At 64.7% G+C, this 18,223-nt stretch carries 19 protein-coding genes; 7 read left to right on the forward strand and 12 right to left on the reverse strand.

The window, feature by feature from the left end:
- Nucleotides 1-34: 34 nt before the first annotated feature.
- Entirely contained in the window at nt 35-805 is a 771-nt protein-coding gene (locus KF759_RS01030; RefSeq protein ID WP_291222362.1) for a hypothetical protein, read from the forward strand.
- A 1-nt stretch (nt 806) separates the two neighbouring features.
- On the forward strand, nt 807-3,734 hold the full coding sequence (locus KF759_RS01035; RefSeq protein ID WP_291222364.1) for a hypothetical protein: 2,928 nt from the start codon (nt 807-809) through the stop codon (nt 3,732-3,734).
- A gap of 57 nt (nt 3,735-3,791) precedes the next feature.
- Here KF759_RS01035 and KF759_RS01040 read toward each other — a convergent pair whose 3' ends face one another.
- From KF759_RS01040 to KF759_RS01065, 6 genes are all read right to left on the reverse strand, one after another.
- A complete protein-coding gene (locus tag KF759_RS01040) occupies nt 3,792-4,217 on the reverse strand; it encodes a hypothetical protein (RefSeq protein WP_291222365.1) in 426 nt (141 codons plus the stop codon).
- A gap of 168 nt (nt 4,218-4,385) precedes the next feature.
- Nucleotides 4,386-4,769: a hypothetical protein gene (locus KF759_RS01045; protein WP_291222367.1), complete on the reverse strand. Its 384-nt coding sequence runs from the start codon at nt 4,767-4,769 to the stop codon at nt 4,386-4,388.
- Nucleotides 4,770-4,850: 81 nt separating this feature from the next.
- The gene (locus KF759_RS01050; protein WP_291222369.1) at nt 4,851-5,573 is read right to left on the reverse strand and encodes a hypothetical protein; all 723 of its coding nucleotides are present in this window, start codon (nt 5,571-5,573) and stop codon (nt 4,851-4,853) included.
- Nucleotides 5,574-5,957: 384 nt separating this feature from the next.
- Complete coding sequence (locus KF759_RS01055) at nt 5,958-6,242, reverse strand: addiction module antidote protein (protein WP_291222490.1); 285 nt, start codon at nt 6,240-6,242, stop codon at nt 5,958-5,960.
- A gap of 12 nt (nt 6,243-6,254) precedes the next feature.
- Complete coding sequence (locus KF759_RS01060) at nt 6,255-6,557, reverse strand: type II toxin-antitoxin system RelE/ParE family toxin (protein WP_291222371.1); 303 nt, start codon at nt 6,555-6,557, stop codon at nt 6,255-6,257.
- Between the two features lie 97 nt (nt 6,558-6,654).
- On the reverse strand, nt 6,655-7,158 hold the full coding sequence (locus KF759_RS01065; protein ID WP_291222372.1) for a DUF4124 domain-containing protein: 504 nt from the start codon (nt 7,156-7,158) through the stop codon (nt 6,655-6,657).
- Nucleotides 7,159-7,305: 147 nt separating this feature from the next.
- Between KF759_RS01065 and dinB the strand changes: the two genes are divergently transcribed.
- The gene (gene dinB / locus KF759_RS01070; protein WP_291222373.1) at nt 7,306-8,373 is read left to right on the forward strand and encodes a DNA polymerase IV; all 1,068 of its coding nucleotides are present in this window, start codon (nt 7,306-7,308) and stop codon (nt 8,371-8,373) included.
- A gap of 11 nt (nt 8,374-8,384) precedes the next feature.
- On the opposite strand, the gene KF759_RS01075 is transcribed toward dinB, so the two are convergent.
- The 3 genes from KF759_RS01075 to KF759_RS01085 all read right to left on the reverse strand — a co-directional run bounded on the left by KF759_RS01075 (nt 8,385) and on the right by KF759_RS01085 (nt 13,165).
- Nucleotides 8,385-10,706 carry a Tex family protein gene (locus tag KF759_RS01075; RefSeq protein WP_291222374.1) on the reverse strand — a complete coding sequence of 774 codons (2,322 nt, stop codon included), beginning with the start codon at nt 10,704-10,706 and terminating at the stop codon, nt 8,385-8,387.
- A gap of 154 nt (nt 10,707-10,860) precedes the next feature.
- Nucleotides 10,861-11,931 carry a heparan-alpha-glucosaminide N-acetyltransferase domain-containing protein gene (locus tag KF759_RS01080; protein WP_291222375.1) on the reverse strand — a complete coding sequence of 357 codons (1,071 nt, stop codon included), beginning with the start codon at nt 11,929-11,931 and terminating at the stop codon, nt 10,861-10,863.
- 163 nt (nt 11,932-12,094) lie between these two features.
- The gene (locus tag KF759_RS01085; RefSeq protein WP_291222376.1) at nt 12,095-13,165 is read right to left on the reverse strand and encodes a hypothetical protein; all 1,071 of its coding nucleotides are present in this window, start codon (nt 13,163-13,165) and stop codon (nt 12,095-12,097) included.
- Between the two features lie 156 nt (nt 13,166-13,321).
- Between KF759_RS01085 and KF759_RS01090 the strand changes: the two genes are divergently transcribed.
- On the forward strand, nt 13,322-13,663 hold the full coding sequence (locus tag KF759_RS01090; protein WP_291222377.1) for a zinc ribbon domain-containing protein YjdM: 342 nt from the start codon (nt 13,322-13,324) through the stop codon (nt 13,661-13,663).
- A 36-nt stretch (nt 13,664-13,699) separates the two neighbouring features.
- Nucleotides 13,700-14,401 carry a hypothetical protein gene (locus KF759_RS01095; protein ID WP_291222378.1) on the forward strand — a complete coding sequence of 234 codons (702 nt, stop codon included), beginning with the start codon at nt 13,700-13,702 and terminating at the stop codon, nt 14,399-14,401.
- A 38-nt stretch (nt 14,402-14,439) separates the two neighbouring features.
- Here the strand turns inward: KF759_RS01095 and KF759_RS01100 are convergent, their stop codons facing one another.
- From KF759_RS01100 to KF759_RS01110, 3 genes are read right to left on the reverse strand one after another with little or no spacing between them, the layout of a single operon-like run.
- On the reverse strand, nt 14,440-15,549 hold the full coding sequence (locus KF759_RS01100) for an S-(hydroxymethyl)glutathione dehydrogenase/class III alcohol dehydrogenase (protein ID WP_291222379.1): 1,110 nt from the start codon (nt 15,547-15,549) through the stop codon (nt 14,440-14,442).
- A gap of 54 nt (nt 15,550-15,603) precedes the next feature.
- Complete coding sequence (locus KF759_RS01105) at nt 15,604-16,056, reverse strand: c-type cytochrome (RefSeq protein ID WP_291222380.1); 453 nt, start codon at nt 16,054-16,056, stop codon at nt 15,604-15,606.
- Nucleotides 16,057-16,078: 22 nt separating this feature from the next.
- Nucleotides 16,079-17,038 (reverse strand): pteridine-dependent deoxygenase, encoded by a 960-nt coding sequence (locus KF759_RS01110; protein WP_291222381.1) that lies wholly within the window; start codon nt 17,036-17,038, stop codon nt 16,079-16,081.
- 96 nt (nt 17,039-17,134) lie between these two features.
- Here KF759_RS01110 and KF759_RS01115 point away from each other — a divergent pair, with 96 nt between their 5' ends.
- Both KF759_RS01115 and KF759_RS01120 read left to right on the forward strand, forming a co-directional pair.
- Nucleotides 17,135-17,434: a phosphopantetheine-binding protein gene (locus tag KF759_RS01115; protein WP_291222383.1), complete on the forward strand. Its 300-nt coding sequence runs from the start codon at nt 17,135-17,137 to the stop codon at nt 17,432-17,434.
- 16 nt (nt 17,435-17,450) lie between these two features.
- Nucleotides 17,451-18,197 carry a xanthomonadin biosynthesis protein gene (locus tag KF759_RS01120; RefSeq protein ID WP_291222385.1) on the forward strand — a complete coding sequence of 249 codons (747 nt, stop codon included), beginning with the start codon at nt 17,451-17,453 and terminating at the stop codon, nt 18,195-18,197.
- Nucleotides 18,198-18,223: the final 26 nt, after the last annotated feature.

Raw genomic sequence — 18,223 nt, forward strand, 5'->3', positions numbered from 1 at the left:
GACTCAGGGGATCGCTCGTCCACCACGTCGATGGTTGAAGCGCATCGGCATCGGCATCGGCGTGTATCTGCTCGTGGGATTCCTAACGAGCTTTCTCGGTTTCAACTTGCTTGGCGCCGTCTTCACGTCCGGTCCTCTCGTTGGTCGCGTGATCGATGTGAACGGGCACGGCATACCCGGTGCATTCGTTTCGTACGAATGGAAGGGGCAGTCCTACCACGGTACGACGGGATGCAAGGCGGCGGCGGTCGTCCGATCAGGGGCTGGCGGAATCTATTTCATCCCTTGGCAAGGTTGGCGCCTTGTGTTTGCAACCGGGTGGGGCATTTCTCCAGCGGGGCCGGCTGTCTGGGCGCCAGGATACGTTGCGAAGAACGGGCCGAATGCCACGACGATCTATGTCCCGGAGAACGATGCCGCAGCCCGTTCCGGAAGCGATGCGACGAACAGCGTAGACAAGGGCTCCTGTTTTGGTTGGTTCTACCGATCGCGGTGGGTTGAGCTGCGAACTACACGTTTCGCAGCAGACTACGATCGATTGTGTCGATCCAGTGGCGACGGTCTGATGGTGTCCGATCTCAACACGTTGAAATCATCGTACATGGGCGTTTTGCTGGCTCGCGCCGGTGATCCATCAAGCGAGCCGGGCCCAATCGCTGAAGTCAGAAGACAGCTGGAAACCATGTTGAATCAAGTCGCCGCGCCCAAGCCGCCTTACGCGTCCGACGCAAAGGTGACACCTGAGTTGAAGAGCGCATTTTGTGCACTGGTCAAGGCAGACAACACGACATCTGGAGGTCAGTAGTATGCGCCGCGAACGCAGCAAGGCTTCTTGGCTAGTTCTTGGATTTTTTCTTTCTTCGTCTGCGCTTGCCTACGAGGTAGGGACGCACGCTTGGATGACGAACGAAGCATATCTGCGTTCGAAACTTGCGCAGTCCGGGCCGGGTTCGTTGCGCGAAAGACTCGGGTTCGATCGGCTCGAAATGAGTTCCGTTTTCGACTCATTGCTTGTTCCAGACACGACAGAAGGCGATTGCGCGGATGTGACGTCAAGCAGCAATCCACTTCATTGCTACTACGACAATATCGCTACGGATCAGGCCTATTTCTTCCGGCGAGATCCGTACTCTACCTTCGAGCGGACTATCCTTACGGATCTCGCAAAAGCGCGAGCGCTTCGGGACTCGGATGGCAACATCATTCCAGGAAGTGCAACACAGGAACCAGATCCCGCAGATGTTCGGCGCGTCGCTTTTGGGCTTGGTGGATGGTTGATGCGTGGCGCCATTCGCGAAGACGACTTGGCGCCGCCGTCGATGGCGGACCATGACCACGACCCGCGCGGCGACATCTATCGAGTGTTCAACCATTTTTGGGATCCCATCCACGACTTGGGTATGTCGGCCGTTGCCGGCTGTCCGCCCTTGGCGCCGGGACAAGTCTGTACCACCGCCCTGAAGTGGGCGACGGGTTTGCAGGATCCGTTGGGGCCGGCTCCTTCCGAGGATACGGGTCGGCGTCAGCATTTTTCCTACAAGGACGCGACGAACGACTACTGGTGGGCTCTCACCCGTCAACGCAGCAGAGAACCAGGCGGTTCGAGTTTTACGAAGACGGATGACTCGCGCGAGCGCACGTTCCGTTGGGCGACCACGTTCCGCTCTCTCGGAACCGTCGTGCATCTTTTGCAGGACATGGCGCAACCGCAGCACTCTCGGTTGGATCCGCACAGTCCGTTGCAGCCGCCCATTCGGCAGATCTACGAAGCGTTCACTGAAGCTCGTGTGCTGCGACTCTCCGCGGATGCAGTCGGCTGGACGTCGCCCTTGCGTACCATCGAAAACGGCATTCCGTCGCCCGATCAGGTGCCGGCGCCGGCTGCAGGATGCTACCCGACCACTGCGTTTTCCACGGTGCGCAAGTTCTACAGTAACCAACAGTCCGGCGACTCGGTTGCGACGCGCATGGGCCTCGCGGACTACGCCAACCGAGGGTTCTTCACGCAAGGCACGCTGCCTGACAACCAGGCTGGGTCTCCGGTCTACGATGATCCACCCCGCACCTTTTTCGATGGCAGCGGGAACCTGATCAACGGCTACTCACGACTCAAAGGGCCTACACATCTGGCCCTGTTGACCGGAGGCGCCGCCGTGGCGCGCGTGTCGAGCTACTTCCTGATGCATGCCGTACCGGACGCCGTGTCCCATCCGTCGTGCGCCGATAACTTGCCGGCCACCTACGGCGGGAAGGCCCCCTTGGCGACGGAGAACATCTTGCAGCGGTTCGCCACGCTGTCGATCGGCGTTCCAACCGAAATGGTGACCTACACGCTCGGAGCCGAGAACTACATCCGCATGGGCGATCTCTTGATACCGCGTGCGATTGCGTATTCCAGCGGCGTGTTCGATTTCTTCTTCCGAGGTCAACTCGACGTCGTGGCGCCGGAGGGACGCGTCATCGGCGTCTTGAATCAAGGTGTGCCGCACTTGGCGTCGAACGGTTACCCGATTCGCACCGATGCGCAAGGTGGCGTACTGGGCTTCGAGAAAATCCGCCTGAAGGTCCGCAACAGCACGCTTCCCATCGACCAATCGAGCGGAGGCGCAGCCGTTGTCCAATCAACGGGCGGGGCGGGATCGCAGCTTGTTGCGATCGCGAGGTACCACCGCAACTCCTGCTACAAACCCGATCTGTCGGGCGAGCGCGTGCAAAGCTACGCACCGCCGCCGGGCCTCATCATCGCCGAGCCCACATGCGGGCCGGGCGAAGTCGTGAGAACCGAGTACCAGGAGATCGCCACATCGGCGCCGCTGACCGTCGCCGCCGGTGAACTCGACGTCGCGGCCGGCTCCGAAGTTGAGAAGGTGTTCGATTTCTCTCAGGACCCCATTCCTGCGAACGCGACGGATTTGTTCTTTCAGGTCGCGTACCGCGGCAAGCTGGGCGATGACGCGGACGCCGTGGCGGTCGGCACGCTCGATGTCAGAGAGCCGACGTTCGTCACCTACTGGAACAACACCGACTACTGGTGGAACGGGGGCACGTGGTTCCCCTACAGCTCCACCTATCCGCTGGATGCGGCGAAGGACTTCTGGGCGTGCGCGGGCGGTAGCCCCGTCAAGTTGGTCTTCTTCTATCAGGGGGCGAACGGTTCCCCTGCGATGACGTATCCCACGCCGGGAAGCCCCGCCGGTATCGTGCGCCTTGGGTTCATCTTCCCGTACCCCGACGCCGGCATCCCGGGACAGCGGAAATCGATTCGAGGGGTTCCAGTCCCCTATTCCATTGCGGGCATACCGCGGATCCCCCAGCGTTCGACGTTTACCTCCGGTGCGTTCCGGCAAGCCAACCGTGAGCGCGTTTTGGCCGCGACGTTGGCTGCTCCCTCGAATACCTGTGCGGCGGGCCTTCCGAACACGCCCGAGTATTGGTGTTTCGACACGGTTGCGAAGGAAAGGAGCCAGATCATGGGTGCGCCGGCGCAGCCGCTCTATTTGGAACCCGCCGGAACGGGAACAACGCCTCCCGACGTCGACGCGCCACCGGCGCAGTCGGCCATTGCTGGGCTCACACCGCTGGCTACCGGAACGATTCGGTTCAATACGGATGCGACGCTGGCGAGCTGTCCCGCGCAGCCCACGATGGCGGGTCAGCCGGACGATGAAGAGCACACGCGGCGCCTGGAGTTGGAGGAAGAAGCCGCGTCGCTGGGCATCACGGACGACGACTGAAGCCTTCGCGTGCTGCGCAGTTTCGAGCTGCGCAGCACGCTTCGATTTCGCGGTGGATCAGATCGGCTTGTAGAACAGGCTGTCGAGCAGGGCAGCGCGATGGTCCCAAATACGAGCGTCCATCCTTGAAGCCGGACGCGGATGGTTCCACCAGGTGCTCAACGTGATGGGGACCACGATCGAAGGCCAGTAGTTGTCGAGCGTCAACGTTGTCGGCGCGATGCCCAAAGCGGCGCACAGCGTGTTTCGATTCGCGTTGTTCACCGCCACAAACCAGTCGGGATGCTTCATCGCGAGGAGCCGGGACGCTGTTGCGACGCCGCCCTTGTGCGGCTTGTCGTCGAACGCTTCGCGAAAGCGAGTTGCGAACTGCTCGTACTGGGCTTCGGAGACATCTCCGGACATCGGAATGTGATCCAACGCGCTGGACAGACCGCTGGGGGATTGGTTTACCAGGTTCTTGAGGTCTCCTTGTCCGAACATGGTCCCGAAGCATCCCCAATCCAGATCGCTCGATTGGAGTTCGACACGCCCAAAGGTTCCGGCGATTGCCCTCCGATCAACTTGAGGCGTGCGCTAAAACAGTCCATGTTAAAGGAAAAGTTCGCGTGCGCGTTTCAGGATCGCGGAGCGCTTCTCTTCGCTGCTGTATTAATCGTCTCGAACCCCATCGACGAACGTCTTCCACGTCATGGTCAGCGGTGAGGGGCTTCGTCGATCGCGAGGCCGTTTGATCAACCGAAAGGATTCGAGCGCGGCGATCCTGCATTGGTTGGCCTTGTACTGAAGCTCGTACGAAGAAAGGAAGTTGTCGTCCTCGATCGGGTGCGCGCTCTTCCAGGCACTCTCGACGAACTCCACGATGCTGCGCAAGGCAAAGTCCGAAGGCTTGCTCGTGAACATCACGCTGGCTTCGACGTTCCGTCCTTCAAACGCCGATGCCGTCAAGTTGTGACTTCCCACCACGACGGACAGCTTGTTGTCATGCCAAGAGGCGTAGGCCTTCGGATGGAAGAGTTTCCCACTGGGAGGCATGTAGCGAACGCTGGTGCTTTCGTTGACGTCGCGGAGTAGATCGGGGGACGCTTGATACGGATGGGTGCCGATGACCCCGCACTATTTCTTCAGGCTCGCCAGCGAGGGAAACTTGTCGCCATCGTAGCCACCGACTTCGAAGGTCAGGGTGCGCGGCGCCTTGCCTTTCTCGCTGACCTTGAGGGTGAGCTTTTGCGCCGCCGCGAGCCTGGCAATGAAGGCCTTGTCGTCCTTGATGAAGATCGCCGGCTCACCGCTATCGGGCAGAAAGGCGGCGAGCTTGACCGGGGTGTCGTCGAAGCTTGCATCGAGCTTGCACACGCCCTTGCAGACGAAGCCCTTGCCACCGCCGAACAGGTAGACGCTCTGGCCCCACTTGGCATGCCGACGCAGGATCAGGCGCACGCGATCGTTGGCATTGCGGTCGCTGCTGTAGATCGAGGCGGTGAGCTGGTCGGCGCCGGATTCCTGGCTCTTCTGATAGATCCACAGCGCGGTCAGGCGGCGCTTGCTGCTCGCTGCATCGGCCTTGGCGGTGGCGTCGGCCAGCGACTTCTGCACCTCGGTCGCGGCGGCGCTGCCCGGATATTTCTCGACGATCTCCTTGCCGATCGGCGCGGCCAGCTCCCACTGCTGCGCGTCGAGCATCTGCCGGTACATCGTCAAGGCCTTGGTCTGCGCGGCATCGACGACCAGCGCTGCAGCAGGTGCGCCTTGCTGCTGGGGCGGCGCCGAAGAGGGCGAGCAGGCCGCCAGCACGAGCGTGCCGACGAACAAGACCAGGCTGCGTGGGGTGAGAGACATGGACGACTCCGCTGGGAAACCAGCGCCCATCCTAACGACCCGCTCGGCAATTCGGGTAGACAAAACGCGATGCAATGCGGGGTTTGGGTTGTTGTGAAGCGGCGGCGGTGCACGCCGCCGCCTGCCTGGTCTGCTTGTCGAGCCAAACAGGCTGCTGAAAAACCCATTTCAGCAGCCTGCTAGCGCAGTGCAAGGATGCACTGCATGCGAATCGATCACGCAAGTGATTGATTAGTCGGAGACGAGTACGGGCATGTACCGGACTCGTCGAGCTGAAGAAGTCCAGGATGGACTTTTTCAGCACCCTGCTAAGGCGAAGCGCATGCTCGTGGGAGTCACGCTCGAGTACGTCACAGCGTTTGATGAGGTGTGTCTTTCCGCATTTCAACGGATCGGCATCGCAGCCAGACGGACACCGAGCGCGGCCATCACGCGTTGGATCGTGTCAAATCGCGGATGCGCCCCGGCCCGCAGCGCCTTGTAAAGCGCTTCGCGCGCAAGCCCGGCGTCCTGGGCCACCGCCGTCATGCCGCGCGCACGAGCGACGGTGCCCAGTGCATCGGCCAGCGCGGCGGCATCGTTCTCTTCGAGCACGATGGTCAAGTACTCGGCAATGGCCTGCTCACTGTCGAGCATTTCCGCCATGTCAAAGGTCTTGAGATCGGCAATTCTTGGCACGGGTCAATCCTCCAGGGTTGCGGCCAGTTTTTTCGCGGCCGCAATGTCGCGCACCTGCGTGGCCTTGTCGCCACCACCGAGCATCACGATGAGCACATCTCCACGCTGCACGTAGTACATGCGCCAGCCTGGCCCGAAGTGCTCACGCATTTCGCTCACGCCTGCGCCGACAGGCTCCACGTCGCCGAGGTTGCCGGTCTGGGCTTTTTCAAGGCGACGACCGAGCCGACGCCGTGTCATGCCGTCCTTGATGGCATCAAGCCAAGCCGTGAATTCATCGGACTGCTTGATCGTGAATGCGGCCATATTGTAATCGAAGGATTACATCTGCACAAACCACCGTGCCCGATGGCGCCAGGATGGACAGGCGCGGCAAGTGGATGGGTGAGACTCAGCTCAAGCATCAGAAGCGCCGGCATGGATCGCGTCCGAGGTTGCGCTCATAGGTTGATACGCGGTCATCGCGCTCATGGCCGCTGCGTGCGGGGTGCTCGATGCGGCGGCAGGCTTCGGTGCGGGAGACTTCGCTTGCGCGCACGTGAATTGCCGGCGCACCACGTGTACCTCGGATCGAAGTTGGACAACGGTCGTGGCGGTAGAACACCTCGCCATTGATGGCGCGACACTCGAACGAGCGCGGCTCGGTTTCGCGCGGTCGACGCGCGGGATGTGGCGCCGCTCGCCTTTGCCGGGGCAGCGGGGTGGCGTATTCAGGCGATGGCTGAAACGGTGGCGCCGCCTCGATCACGACGTCGCGTTGCGTCTGATCGCTTCGGCAGGGTCGATCCTGATAGGCGATCGCGCCGCGCGCATCGACGCAGCGAACCACCGATTGCGCGTGCAGTGGCATCGTGGCGGCAAGTGCGAGCAAGGACAGCGATGCAAGGATGGGGGCACGAGGATTCATGGGTGGCGCTGCCGCTGCAGGTTCGTCGCAGTGTCCGGCAAGCTCGATCGCGCCGCGATGGTCGGCAGCCGCGCTCGCGTGTAGGACAATCGCGCATCCGCGTGTCGGCCATGAATGCGCGGCACTGGCAATCCGGCTCGAGCGCGCATGCACAAGTTCATCCACATCGACATGGATGCGTTCTATGCCTCGGTCGAGCAGCGCGACGATCCGAGCTTGCGCGGGCGGCCGGTGGTGGTCGCCTGGCGTGGCGCGCGCTCGGTGGTGTGCGCGGCAAGTTACGAGGCACGCACGTTCGGTGTGCGCTCGGCGATGCCCGCGGTGCGCGCCGAGCGCCTGTGTCCCGATGCAGTGTTCGTGCCGCCCGATTTCACGCGCTACAAGGCGGTGTCGCAGCAGGTGCGCGCGATCATGCTGCGGCATACCGATCTGGTCGAACCACTGTCGCTCGATGAAGCCTATCTGGATGTCACCGCGCCCAAGACGGCACTTGGCAGCGCGACTGCGATCGCGCGCGAAATCCGTGCGCAGATCCGCGACGAAACCGGCCTCACCGCCTCGGCCGGCGTGGCACCCGCGAAGTTTCTCGCCAAGATCGCCTCCGACTGGCGCAAGCCCGACGGCCTGTTCGTGATCCGCCCGCACGAGGTGCTCGATTTTCTCGCGCCCTTGCCGGTCGCGCGCATCCACGGCGTGGGCAAGGTGATGGAAGGCAAACTCGCCGCGCTGGGCATCACCACGGTCGGCCAGTTGCGGGCCCGCGACGTGCATGCGCTCGAAGCGCAGTTCGGTCGCTACGGGCGCCGCCTGTCCGAACTCGCGCACGGCATCGACCACGGCGAGGTGCGCCCCGACCGACCGACGCAGTCGATCTCGACCGAGGACACCTTCGAGCGTGACCTGCCGCTGGCTGCGCTCGATGACACGATCCGTGACCTCGCCACGCGCACCTGGGCCGCGCGGGGGCGTACACCGCGCATTGCGCGCACCGTGGTGCTCAAGCTCAAGACGCGCGAGTTCCGCATCCTCACACGCAGTCACACGCCCGAGCAGCCGCCTGATTCGGCGGCAAGCCTCGCGCGCATCGCGCTCGCGCTGTGCGCGCGCGTCGAGCTGCCGGGCGACACGCTCTACCGCCTCGTCGGCGTGGGCCTCGGCAACTTCTTCGATCCCGACGACACGCCTGGGCAGGCCGAACTGTTCGGCCCGCCCTGAGGCGATGACACTCAGCGTCCGCGCGCGCGGGCGAAGGCGTCGGCTAGTGCGTTGTTGACGGGCGCTGGCACAGCCGACGGCCTGCGCGGAGCGGTGTTGCGTGCGGCGCCGGGCGGCGTGCTTGGTGTGCCACGTGAATCGCGCGCACTGCGCGCCTCGCCGGGTACATCGTCGAGGCGCATGCTCAAGGCGATGCGTTGACGCTGCAGGTCGACTTCCATCACCTTGACCTTGACGATGTCGCCGGCCTTGACCGCCTCGCGCGGATCGCGCACGAACTGGTGCGAGAGCGCCGAGACGTGCACGAGGCCATCCTGATGCACACCGATGTCGACGAAGGCGCCGAACGCGGCGACATTGGTGACACGGCCTTCGAGCACCATGCCGACGACCAGGTCCTTGAGATCCTCGACACCCTCGGCAAAGCTCGGCGCGATGAACTGCGGACGCGGGTCGCGGCCGGGTTTCTCCAACTCGCGCAGGATGTCGCGCACGGTGGGCAGGCCGAAGCGTTCGTCGGTGAAACGTGCGGGATCGAGGCTGCGCAACAGCGAGCCGTCACCGATCACCTCACGCGCTTGCCGCCCGCAGGCTGCGAGCATGCGTGCGACCAGCGGATAGGCTTCCGGGTGCACGCCACTCGCATCGAGCGGTTCGCTGCCGTTGGCGATGCGCAGGAAGCCCGCGCACTGCTCGAAGGCCTTGTCACCCAGGCGCGCGACTTTCTTGAGCGCGATGCGGTTGCGGAACGGGCCATGCTCATCGCGATGGCGCACGATGTTGTCGGCGAGCGTCGCACTCAGGCCGGCCACGCGCGCAAGCAGCGGCGCCGAAGCGGTGTTGAGATCGACGCCGACCGCGTTCACGCAGTCCTCGACGCGCGCATCGAGTGCGCGTGCGAGCTTGATCTGGTTGACGTCGTGCTGGTACTGGCCGACGCCGATCGCCTTGGGCTCGATCTTGACCAGTTCGGCGAGCGGATCCTGCAGCCGCCGCGCGATCGACACCGCGCCGCGCAGGGAAACGTCGAGATCGGGGAATTCGCGCGCCGCGAGCTCCGAGGCGGAATACACCGAAGCACCCGCCTCGCTGACGACGAGCTTGGCGATCTGCGCGCGCTCGCCGAGCTTCTTGATGAGTTCACCCGCGAGCTTGTCGGTTTCGCGCGAGGCCGTGCCATTGCCGATCGCGATCAGGTTGACGCCGTGGCGCAGGCACAGCGCACCGAGTTCGGCGAGTGACTGATCCCACTGCCGGCGCGGCTCGTGCGGATAGACGGTGCTGGTGGCCAGCAATTTGCCGGTGGCATCGACCACCGCAACCTTTACGCCAGTGCGGATGCCCGGGTCCAGGCCCATCACGGTTTTCGCGCCTGCGGGCGCGGCCAGCAGCAGATCCTTGAGGTTGTCGCCGAACACGCGAATCGCTTCGGCTTCGGCCGCTTCGCGCGCGCGACCGAACAAGTCGAGGGTGAGCGTGAGATGCAGCTTCACGCGCCAGGCGAGTCGGCAGGTGTCCATCAACCAGGCATCGGCGGCGCGACCACGCGCGGCGATGCCGGCAGCCACGGCCACGCGAGCGATAGCCTCGGCATGTGCCTGTTCGGCATCGCTGCCGGGCTCGAGTTCGAGCGCGAGCACGCCTTCGTTGCGCGCGCGCATCAATGCGAGCAGGCGATGTGAAGGGATCTTGCCGATCGCCTCGGCGTGATCGAAATAGTCGCGGAACTTCGCGCCTTCCTCCTGCTTGCCATCGATCACCTGGGCGCGGATCTGGCCGTGTTTCCACGTCCATTCGCGCAGGCCATCAACCAGAGCGGCATCTTCGCTGATCGACTCGATGAGGATCTGGCGTGCGCCGTCGAGTGCGGCCTTGACGTCGGCGACCCCCTTGTCGGCATCGACGAAGGCGGTCGCGCGCTCCTCGGGCGCGATCGACGGATCGTCACGAAGCGCAAGCGCGAGCGGTTCGAGCCCGGCTTCGCGCGCGATCTGCGCCTTGGTGCGCCGCTTGGGCTTGTAGGGCAAGTAGAGATCTTCGAGGCGCGCCTTGGTGTCGGCTTCGAGGATGCGGCCGCGCAGCGCCTCGTCGAGCTTGCCCTGCTCCTCGATGCTGGCGAGGATCGCCGCGCGGCGGTCCTCGAGCTCGCGCAGGTAGCCGAGTCGCTCTTCGAGCAGGCGCAACTGGTTGTCATCGAGACCGCCGGTGACTTCCTTGCGATAGCGGGCGATGAAGGGCACGGTGGCGCCACCATCGAGCAATTCGACGGCGGCGTGTACCTGTGCCGGTTGCGCGGCGATGTCCTGGGCGATGCGCTGTTCGATCGAAAGCATGTGTTGCGGGTTTCCTTGCGCTGTTGAATGGTTGGATGAGGGAGCGCGCCTGCCCGGTCCGGACCGCGAGCAGCCGCACAGTGTAGCCGCGCCCGCAAGGCGCATGCCGCGTCAGCGTGCGCGCTTGAATCCCTGCACCGGCGCAGGCTCCGCTTCAGATGCGAATGAATACGCCGCGTCGGTCCAGCGCCGACGCGATCAGCCACCACAGGAACACGAAGGCGATCGCCCAGGTCAGCGAGGCGAGGTGCGCGCCTGCGAGCGGTGTGAGCCAATCGGCGAGCAGGAAGTGATAGAGCGGCACTTGCCAACCGAAAGCCGGCAACAGGATCTGCATGAGTTCCGATCCGGCATAGGCGGCGATCGCGTTCACACCGAAACGTCGGCCCCAGGCAGGCCAGCCGCGCACATCGATCGCCCAATGAAACGCGAGCAGGGCCAGACTCGCCCAACCCGCGGTCCACAGTGCAAACGAGGACGTCCACAGATTCTTGTTGAACGGTTGCCAGAATGACCAGACGAATCCGAGCGCGAACGCCGCGATGCCAAGGAGGCCGATCGCACGCAAGTTGCGCACGCGCAGCCAATGCCCGGCGAGCAGGCCGAGCAGGGTGGTCGCGAGCGCAGGCAAGGTCGAGAGTAGTCCCTCGGGATCGTGGCCGCGGCCCGTAGCGGCATCGATCTGGTACACGGTCGAGCCGAACACGACGTGATCGAAGCGGCTGGCCACGTTGTCGAACGGTGCGAGCGTGCCACCCCACTGCAGCAACAGGCCATAGCCGACGAGCAGGGCGATGAGCACGAGCCACTGCGCGCGCGGCCGCAGGTACAGCGCAATCGCCGCCACCGCCGCAAAACACAGACCGATGCGCTGGAGCACACCGGGCAGACGCAGATGTGCATTGGGCAACAGCCACCACGCCAGAAGATTGATCGCGAGCCCGAGCGCAATGATGCGCGCCGCGCGCCACAGCGCCGCCTGCAGCATCGGCGTGCGCGCCGCCTGCCGGTCCAGCCGCGGGCCGAAGGCGAGCGCGCTCGACACACCTACGATGAAGAGGAAGAACGGGAAGACCAGATCGGTCGGCGTGCAGCCATGCCAGGTCGCATGTTCGAGCGGCGCGTAGACGGCGTCCCAACTGCCCGGATCATTCACCAGCAGCATCGCCGCGACCGTGCAGCCGCGCAGCGCATCGACCGAGGCGAGCCGCGCGGTCGCGGTCATGCGGCGGCGGCTCGTGGCCAGCGTGGCATCGCACATCGGGTTCGGTTCAAGGCTGCGGGTAAGGCGTCGATCCTAACCGCTGAACACGGCCTGCGGATGCCCGCGAAACGATCGCCGCACGCGCGCCGCGTACGGCGATAGGTTTCGTGATTCCGCGCAGGCCTCAGCGCCGACCCAGCGCGCGCGCAGGCTGCGGGACCATGCGCAGCGTCGCGGAATCGAAACCGTTCTTGAAGATGAGATCGCTGCTCGCCGCTTCGAGGTTCAGCGTCGCCGTGTTGTTCGAAGTGTCGGGATCGACCGCAGGCGCATTGACCACCGCGGTCATCGAATTGCCGAGCGTGCCGGTGGTGCCGCTGGCCACCGTGCCGTTGACGGTGAAGCTGATCTGGCCGCTCGCGGGCAGGTTCGCCGCACCGATGATGTTGCCGTTGCCGCCCGCGGGGCAGGTCGCGCCGGGACTGGCCTGGCAGGTCCAGGTCGGCGACTGGAACGCCGAGGGGAAGGTATCGACGAGGGTCACGCCATTGGCCGCAGCCGGCCCGGCATTGGCAACCACGATCGTGTACTGCAGTGGCGAGCCGGCTGTGTAGGCGCTCTGGTCGGCGTTCATCGTTACACCGACGTTGGCATTGTTCGAGCCGGCCTGGCAGTTCACCACGCCGCGGATGACCCAGTCACCTGCCACGCCGAAGGCCGAACTGTTGAACCATACGAAATTGCCGTTGATATTGGCATAGATCGCATTGCGACCGTTGGTGTTGCCATCGGTATCGCGTACCACGCTCGGATCGGAATTGGCCTGTGGTGCCTGCGCGAACTCCAGCGCGACGACCAGGGTTTCATTGGCCGTGACCGGAACGCTCAACGGCAGGGTGTTGTTCTCGTCGAGAAAGCGCCATTCGTTGAGCGCATTGTCGTTGAGCACCGGGCCGCCGATGTCCTGTGCCAATTCGCCCGGCTCGGGGAAGGTTCCGCTGCGGTAGATGTGGATCGCGTTGGCGATCGTCGCCGCCGAGGTGCCCGATGGCGAGCGCCAGAAGATCTGCACCGCAACGAGGTTGCCGTCGCAGGGACTGGTCAGCCACGATGCCGCCATTTCACCGGCAACGAAACCCCAGACAATCGAGGCGCTGCCGAAATCGGTCAGCGAGTCGTTCTTGATCGTGACCTCGGCGGCGCTGGCGCCGCCGCTCAGGGCACAGACCAGTCCAAACCACAGGGCTTTGCGCATGGTCGATCTCCGTTGATGGCGCCGAGGTGAAGCATAGGCTTGGCCAGAGTGCGTGCAGCGTGACACGGATCGCAGATGGCCGACAGGGTGGCCCGATCATCGTCGCACCGGCCCCGCCGAATACAATGGGCGATCTGTTTCGTCCGGGATCCAAGAATGTCGATGCTTCCACCCTGCCCGCACTGCCGCATGGAGAACACGTATCCGGACGGCGAGCTGCTGATCTGCGCCGACTGCGGCCATGAGTGGTCGCCGGCCGCGCCAGGCGTGAGCGAGTCGGCGCTGGTCGTGCGCGACTGCAACGGCAACCTGCTCGCCGACGGCGACAGCGTGGTGGTGATCAAGGACCTCAAGGTCAAGGGCTCGTCGATCCCGCTCAAGCAAGGCACGCCGATCAGGAACATCCGTCTGGTCGAGGATGACGCCGAACACATCGAAGGCAACTCCGACAAGATCAAGGGCCTCGTGCTCAAGACCTGTTTCCTGCGCAAGGCTTGAGGTCGGGATGGCTCTGATGTCGATGGAGAACTTGCCATGCGAGATCATCGTTTCCTGCTGATCGCGGCCACGGTCCTGTCCGGCGCTTTCGGTCTCGCATCGGCGCGGAGCGATGACCCGTCGATCGTGCGCAACGCTTCATTCATCGCTGCCCATCCCGACCTGTTCTGGCGCGAGCGCGGCATCTTCGAGTACACCAGCGGCCACTTCGTCGCCGCGCGCACCGACTTCCGTCGCGCCGCAGGCTTTGCCGACAAACCATCGCAGGCGCTGCTGGCGCAGATGTTGTGGAACGGCGAAGGTGGCGCGGCCGATCGCATCGCTGCCTACGTGTGGGCGGATCTGGCCGCCGAACGCGCGTACCCGGACTTCATCGCCACGCGCGAACGCATGTGGAAGGAACTGTCGGCGCAGCAGCGCGGCGCGGTGCAGGCTGCCGGTGAACCGGTCTTCGCGCAGTTCGCGGACGCGGTCGCCAAACCACGCCTGGAGCGTGAATTGCGCCGGCGGCGGCTGGATGTCACGGGCAGTCGGACCGGTCGGGTCGGCACACTTTCCGTCATGGCGGTGAACCCGGACGGCACCATGGGACCACCGATCGACGGCTCGCTGTATTACGCGCCTCGTTACTGGAAGCCGGAAGACTACTGGCGTTGGCAGGACCAGCCGTTCAAGCAGCCCCCGCGCGGCCATGTCGATGTCGGTCCGGTCAGTACGACACCCGACCAGCCGGACTGAACGGCGCGGGCCTGCGCATCAGGGCAGGGCGAATTGCATCAAAAGTCGATCACGGTGCGGATGCCCTTGCCCGCATGCATGAGCTCGAAGGCCTCATTGATGCGCTCCAGCGGCAGCCGTGCGGAAATGTATTCGTCGATGTGCAGTTCGCCGGCGAGGTATTTGTCGACATAGCCGGGCAACTGCGAGCGTCCCTTGACGCCGCCGAAGGCCGAGCCGCGCCAGACGCGGCCGGTCACGAGCTGGAACGGTCGCGTGGAGATTTCCTGGCCGGCGCCGGCGACGCCGATGATGGTCGACTCGCCCCAACCCTTGTGGCAGCACTCCAGCGCCGAACGCATGACGTGCACGTTGCCGATGCATTCGAACGAATAGTCGACGCCGCCATCGGTGAGTTCGACGATGACTTCCTGAATCGGCCGATCGTAGTCCCTTGGATTGATGAAATCGGTCGCGCCCAGCGCCTTGGCCATCACGAACTTGTCGGGGTTGGTGTCGATCGCGAGGATGCGCTGCGCCTGGGCCATCACCGCGCCCTGGATTACCGACATGCCGATGCCACCCAGACCGAACACCGCCACGCTCGCGCCGGGCGTGACCTTGGCGGTGTTGAGCACTGCGCCGATGCCGGTGGTGATGCCGCAACCGAGCAGGCAGACCTTGTCGAGTGGCGCGGCTGGATTGACCTTCGCCACCGCGATCTCGGGCAGCACGGTGTACTGCGAGAAGGTGCTTGTGCCCATGTAGTGCAGGATCGGTTTGCCCTTGAGCGAGAAGCGCGAAGTGCCATCGGGCATCAGACCCTTGCCCTGGGTCGCGCGGATCGCCTGGCACAGGTTGGTCTTGCCCGAGCGGCAGAACTTGCACACGCCGCACTCGGGCGTGTACAGCGGAATCACGTGGTCGCCGACCTTGACACTGCTCACGCCCGCGCCGATCTCCTCGACGATGCCGCCGCCCTCGTGGCCGAGGATGGCCGGGAACGCACCTTCCGGATCGGCGCCCGAGAGCGTGAACGCATCGGTGTGGCACACGCCGGTGGCGACGATGCGCACCAGCACTTCGCCCGCGCGCGGGCCTTCCAGATCGACTTCCTCGATCGACAAGGGTTGGCCGGCGGCAAACGCGACGGCGGCACGGGTTTTCATGGTCGGCGCTCCGTTCTTGGGAACGATCACCTTAACGCTTTGGCGTCACGATCCTCAATCCGCGGTTCTTGCCTGCGCACGCATGTAGACGATGAATTCCCAGATCTGCTGCTCGCGCAACAGGCTCGCGAACGGCGGCATCTCGCCTTGCTGCGGCTCATGTCCTAGGCGCCGGTAGCCGTGTGCACGCAGCGCCTTGCTGCCATCGCGGATGAGAAAGAACAACGTGGTGTCATCGTTGCCGTAGATCCAGGTCGTGTTGACCAGCGCGGGACCGAGGCCGCCTTCGAGCCCGTCGCCATGACAGGCCGCGCAGGAATAGCTCGCATACACCTGCGCTCCGGCTGCGCGCGTCGGCTCATCGTCGGGCAGTGGATTGCGCAGCAGCGGCAGACCCTGCGCGTTGAATGCACCGGTCGCAGCCTGCGGCACGCGCAGCGGCTCGGTCTGATCGCCAGCCGAACACGCACTCAAGGCAGACAGGCCGATTGCGATGACGGAGCGCAAAAAGGCCCGCCGCGCGTCCATCTCAGACCGGCAAGTCCTGCATGCCGTCGATCTCGACCAAAAGCTCGCGCCGGCAGATGTCGCCGCGCAGCAGCAGCACCTCGCCCAGCTGCGCGGCGTGGGTCGCGATGGCCTGCCTCACACCTTGCGCATCGGCGGCGTCGCGCACATAGGCCTTGAGCACGGCACGCTCGCCAAATCGCCCCTGCGCGGCAGCGACGAGGCTGTCGAGGTTGGCCAGGGTTTCGCTGATTTGCGCGCGCAGGTCCTGATCATGCTGCGAGGCATGACCGACCACGGCAGCCGTGCCCGAAATCAGCAGCTGGCCGGCCGGCGTGGACATCGCCCGCGCAAAGGTCGGCGCGGTGCGACCGTACTGGCGCGGATAGCGCCAGGCGCTGACCTGACGCGGATTCTCGATCGGTGTTCCGGCCTCGCGCGCGGACAAGCCATACACGAGCAGGCGCCGGCGGCCATCGTGGCCACCGATCGCGGTCGCAGCGGGATAGCAGGCGTCATGGAACTGCGCCATGCCGCGCGCCCGGCCTTCGCAGAAACGGCGGTAACGCTCGTCGTCGCCGTCGCCTTCGTTGATCGCGTCGATGAAGTTCCACAGGCGCAGGATGTGCGGCGTCGTGCTCGCCTCGACATGTACGAGCAGCTGCCGGTAGGCCGCCTGCGCTGCCGCGCCGATATCATCATCGACCTCGTCGATTTCGATCGCGAAGAAGCCGTAGTCGCCATCGTTGCTCCAGCACAGCGCGCCATCGCGGCCATGCTCGACGCGCGCCGTGCTGCGCCAGACCTCCACGCAGGGCTGCGACATCGGCTCGAGCGCTACGCGCAGCACGCGCGGATCCGTGCCCGACTCGAAGGCAGCGCCGTAGCCGATCACCGCGAGCACGTCGTCGCCCGGCACGGCAGCAGTCACCGGCTCGTAGCGCACGTCCAACGGCGGCAGACTGGCAACGCAAGGGCGCATCGTTTCGAGCATCGAGGCAGGGCGGACGGCGGGAAAACAGCCGCCAATGATACACTGGCGTACCCAGCAACCGCGGCGAAACCGTCCTTTCCTCCGATGCAAACGGCTACCAGCAGCAGTCCCGGCGCACAGTCGCCCGCCGAATCCGAACTCGCGCAACTGATTGTCGACAGCCTCAACATCGATTGGATCAAGGCCGATGCCATCGCGCCTGATGCGCCATTGTTCGGTGCCGGTGAGCTCGGTCTGGATTCGATCGACGCCCTTGAGCTGGCGTTGGCGATTTCCAAGCGCTATGGCTTCCAGTTGCGTTCGGACAACCCCGACAACCGGCAGATCTTCGGCAGCTTGCGCGCTTTGTCTGCGCACATCGAGACACATCGCGCGGCCAGCTGAGGCCCAGACGCCGGTGATGCCCACCGCGAGCCCGCCCGAAGCGACCCTCCCCGATCCCGTGGTCCGCCGCTCGCGCGTGCTGCTGCTCGCGGTCGCGCTCTACCTCGGCTTGGGTGCCTGCGCGCTGGCGAGCGGTCACGCCTTGCTTGCGGTCGCTGCGGTCTACGGCCTGATCGTTGCCCTGCTGGTGCCGGCCTTGCGTCGCGGCCGTTGCCTCGCCTGGCTCGGTTTGTTCGTGATCGGCGCACTGCTCGCGTGGCTGATGCGCATCGGCGCCGGCTGGTTGCTGATGGATCTGGTGCCGGTGCTGGTCAACCTGGGTTTGTGCGTGCTGTTTGCACGCACGCTGCGACAAGGCCACGAGCCGCTGATCGCACGCTTCATCGCAATCCTCGAGGGTCGCGAGCGGCTGCGCGATCCGGCCGTGGCCCGCTATGCACGCGGACTGACCCGGGCATGGGCTTTGGTGCTCGGTCTGCAGGCGCTTGTGCTCGGCTTGATCGTGGCGTTCATGCCGCATGGCCTGCTGCATGTGCTGGGCATGGGCGGGCCACGTCTCACCGCGACGTTCTGGCTCGCCTATCTGCATGCCGGCAGCTATGGCCTGGTGGCCGGTTTCATGCTGTTCGAGTACGGTTGGCGTCGCTGGCAGCTGCGTCACCTCGAGCATATGGGCTTGGTCAAGTTCCTGCTCGCAGTGGTGCACCGCTGGCCGGCGCTGCTGCGCAGTCTGTCCGACCCACGGCATGTGGCGGGTCCATGAACGAGCCGCGAAGCGCCAGCACCGTC

Origin of the sequence: Dokdonella sp., assembly GCF_019634815.1 — a bacterium.
GTDB lineage: Bacteria > Pseudomonadota > Gammaproteobacteria > Xanthomonadales > Rhodanobacteraceae > Dokdonella_A.

Excerpts from the sequence above, each read along its gene's own strand:
- KF759_RS01035 (WP_291222364.1), top strand. The coding sequence starts at position 807 with ATGCGCCGCGAACGCAGCAAGGCTTCTTGGCTAGTTCTTGGATTTTTT.
- KF759_RS01040 (WP_291222365.1), bottom strand. The coding sequence starts at position 4,217 with ATGTTCGGACAAGGAGACCTCAAGAACCTGGTAAACCAATCCCCCAGC.
- KF759_RS01045 (WP_291222367.1), bottom strand. The coding sequence starts at position 4,769 with ATGCCTCCCAGTGGGAAACTCTTCCATCCGAAGGCCTACGCCTCTTGG.
- KF759_RS01050 (WP_291222369.1), bottom strand. The coding sequence starts at position 5,573 with ATGTCTCTCACCCCACGCAGCCTGGTCTTGTTCGTCGGCACGCTCGTG.
- KF759_RS01060 (WP_291222371.1), bottom strand. The coding sequence starts at position 6,557 with ATGGCCGCATTCACGATCAAGCAGTCCGATGAATTCACGGCTTGGCTT.
- KF759_RS01065 (WP_291222372.1), bottom strand. The coding sequence starts at position 7,158 with ATGAATCCTCGTGCCCCCATCCTTGCATCGCTGTCCTTGCTCGCACTT.
- dinB (WP_291222373.1), top strand. The coding sequence starts at position 7,306 with ATGCACAAGTTCATCCACATCGACATGGATGCGTTCTATGCCTCGGTC.
- KF759_RS01075 (WP_291222374.1), bottom strand. The coding sequence starts at position 10,706 with ATGCTTTCGATCGAACAGCGCATCGCCCAGGACATCGCCGCGCAACCG.
- KF759_RS01080 (WP_291222375.1), bottom strand. The coding sequence starts at position 11,931 with ATGACCGCGACCGCGCGGCTCGCCTCGGTCGATGCGCTGCGCGGCTGC.
- KF759_RS01085 (WP_291222376.1), bottom strand. The coding sequence starts at position 13,165 with ATGCGCAAAGCCCTGTGGTTTGGACTGGTCTGTGCCCTGAGCGGCGGC.
- KF759_RS01090 (WP_291222377.1), top strand. The coding sequence starts at position 13,322 with ATGTCGATGCTTCCACCCTGCCCGCACTGCCGCATGGAGAACACGTAT.
- KF759_RS01095 (WP_291222378.1), top strand. The coding sequence starts at position 13,700 with ATGCGAGATCATCGTTTCCTGCTGATCGCGGCCACGGTCCTGTCCGGC.
- KF759_RS01100 (WP_291222379.1), bottom strand. The coding sequence starts at position 15,549 with ATGAAAACCCGTGCCGCCGTCGCGTTTGCCGCCGGCCAACCCTTGTCG.
- KF759_RS01110 (WP_291222381.1), bottom strand. The coding sequence starts at position 17,038 with ATGCGCCCTTGCGTTGCCAGTCTGCCGCCGTTGGACGTGCGCTACGAG.
- KF759_RS01115 (WP_291222383.1), top strand. The coding sequence starts at position 17,135 with ATGCAAACGGCTACCAGCAGCAGTCCCGGCGCACAGTCGCCCGCCGAA.
- KF759_RS01120 (WP_291222385.1), top strand. The coding sequence starts at position 17,451 with ATGCCCACCGCGAGCCCGCCCGAAGCGACCCTCCCCGATCCCGTGGTC.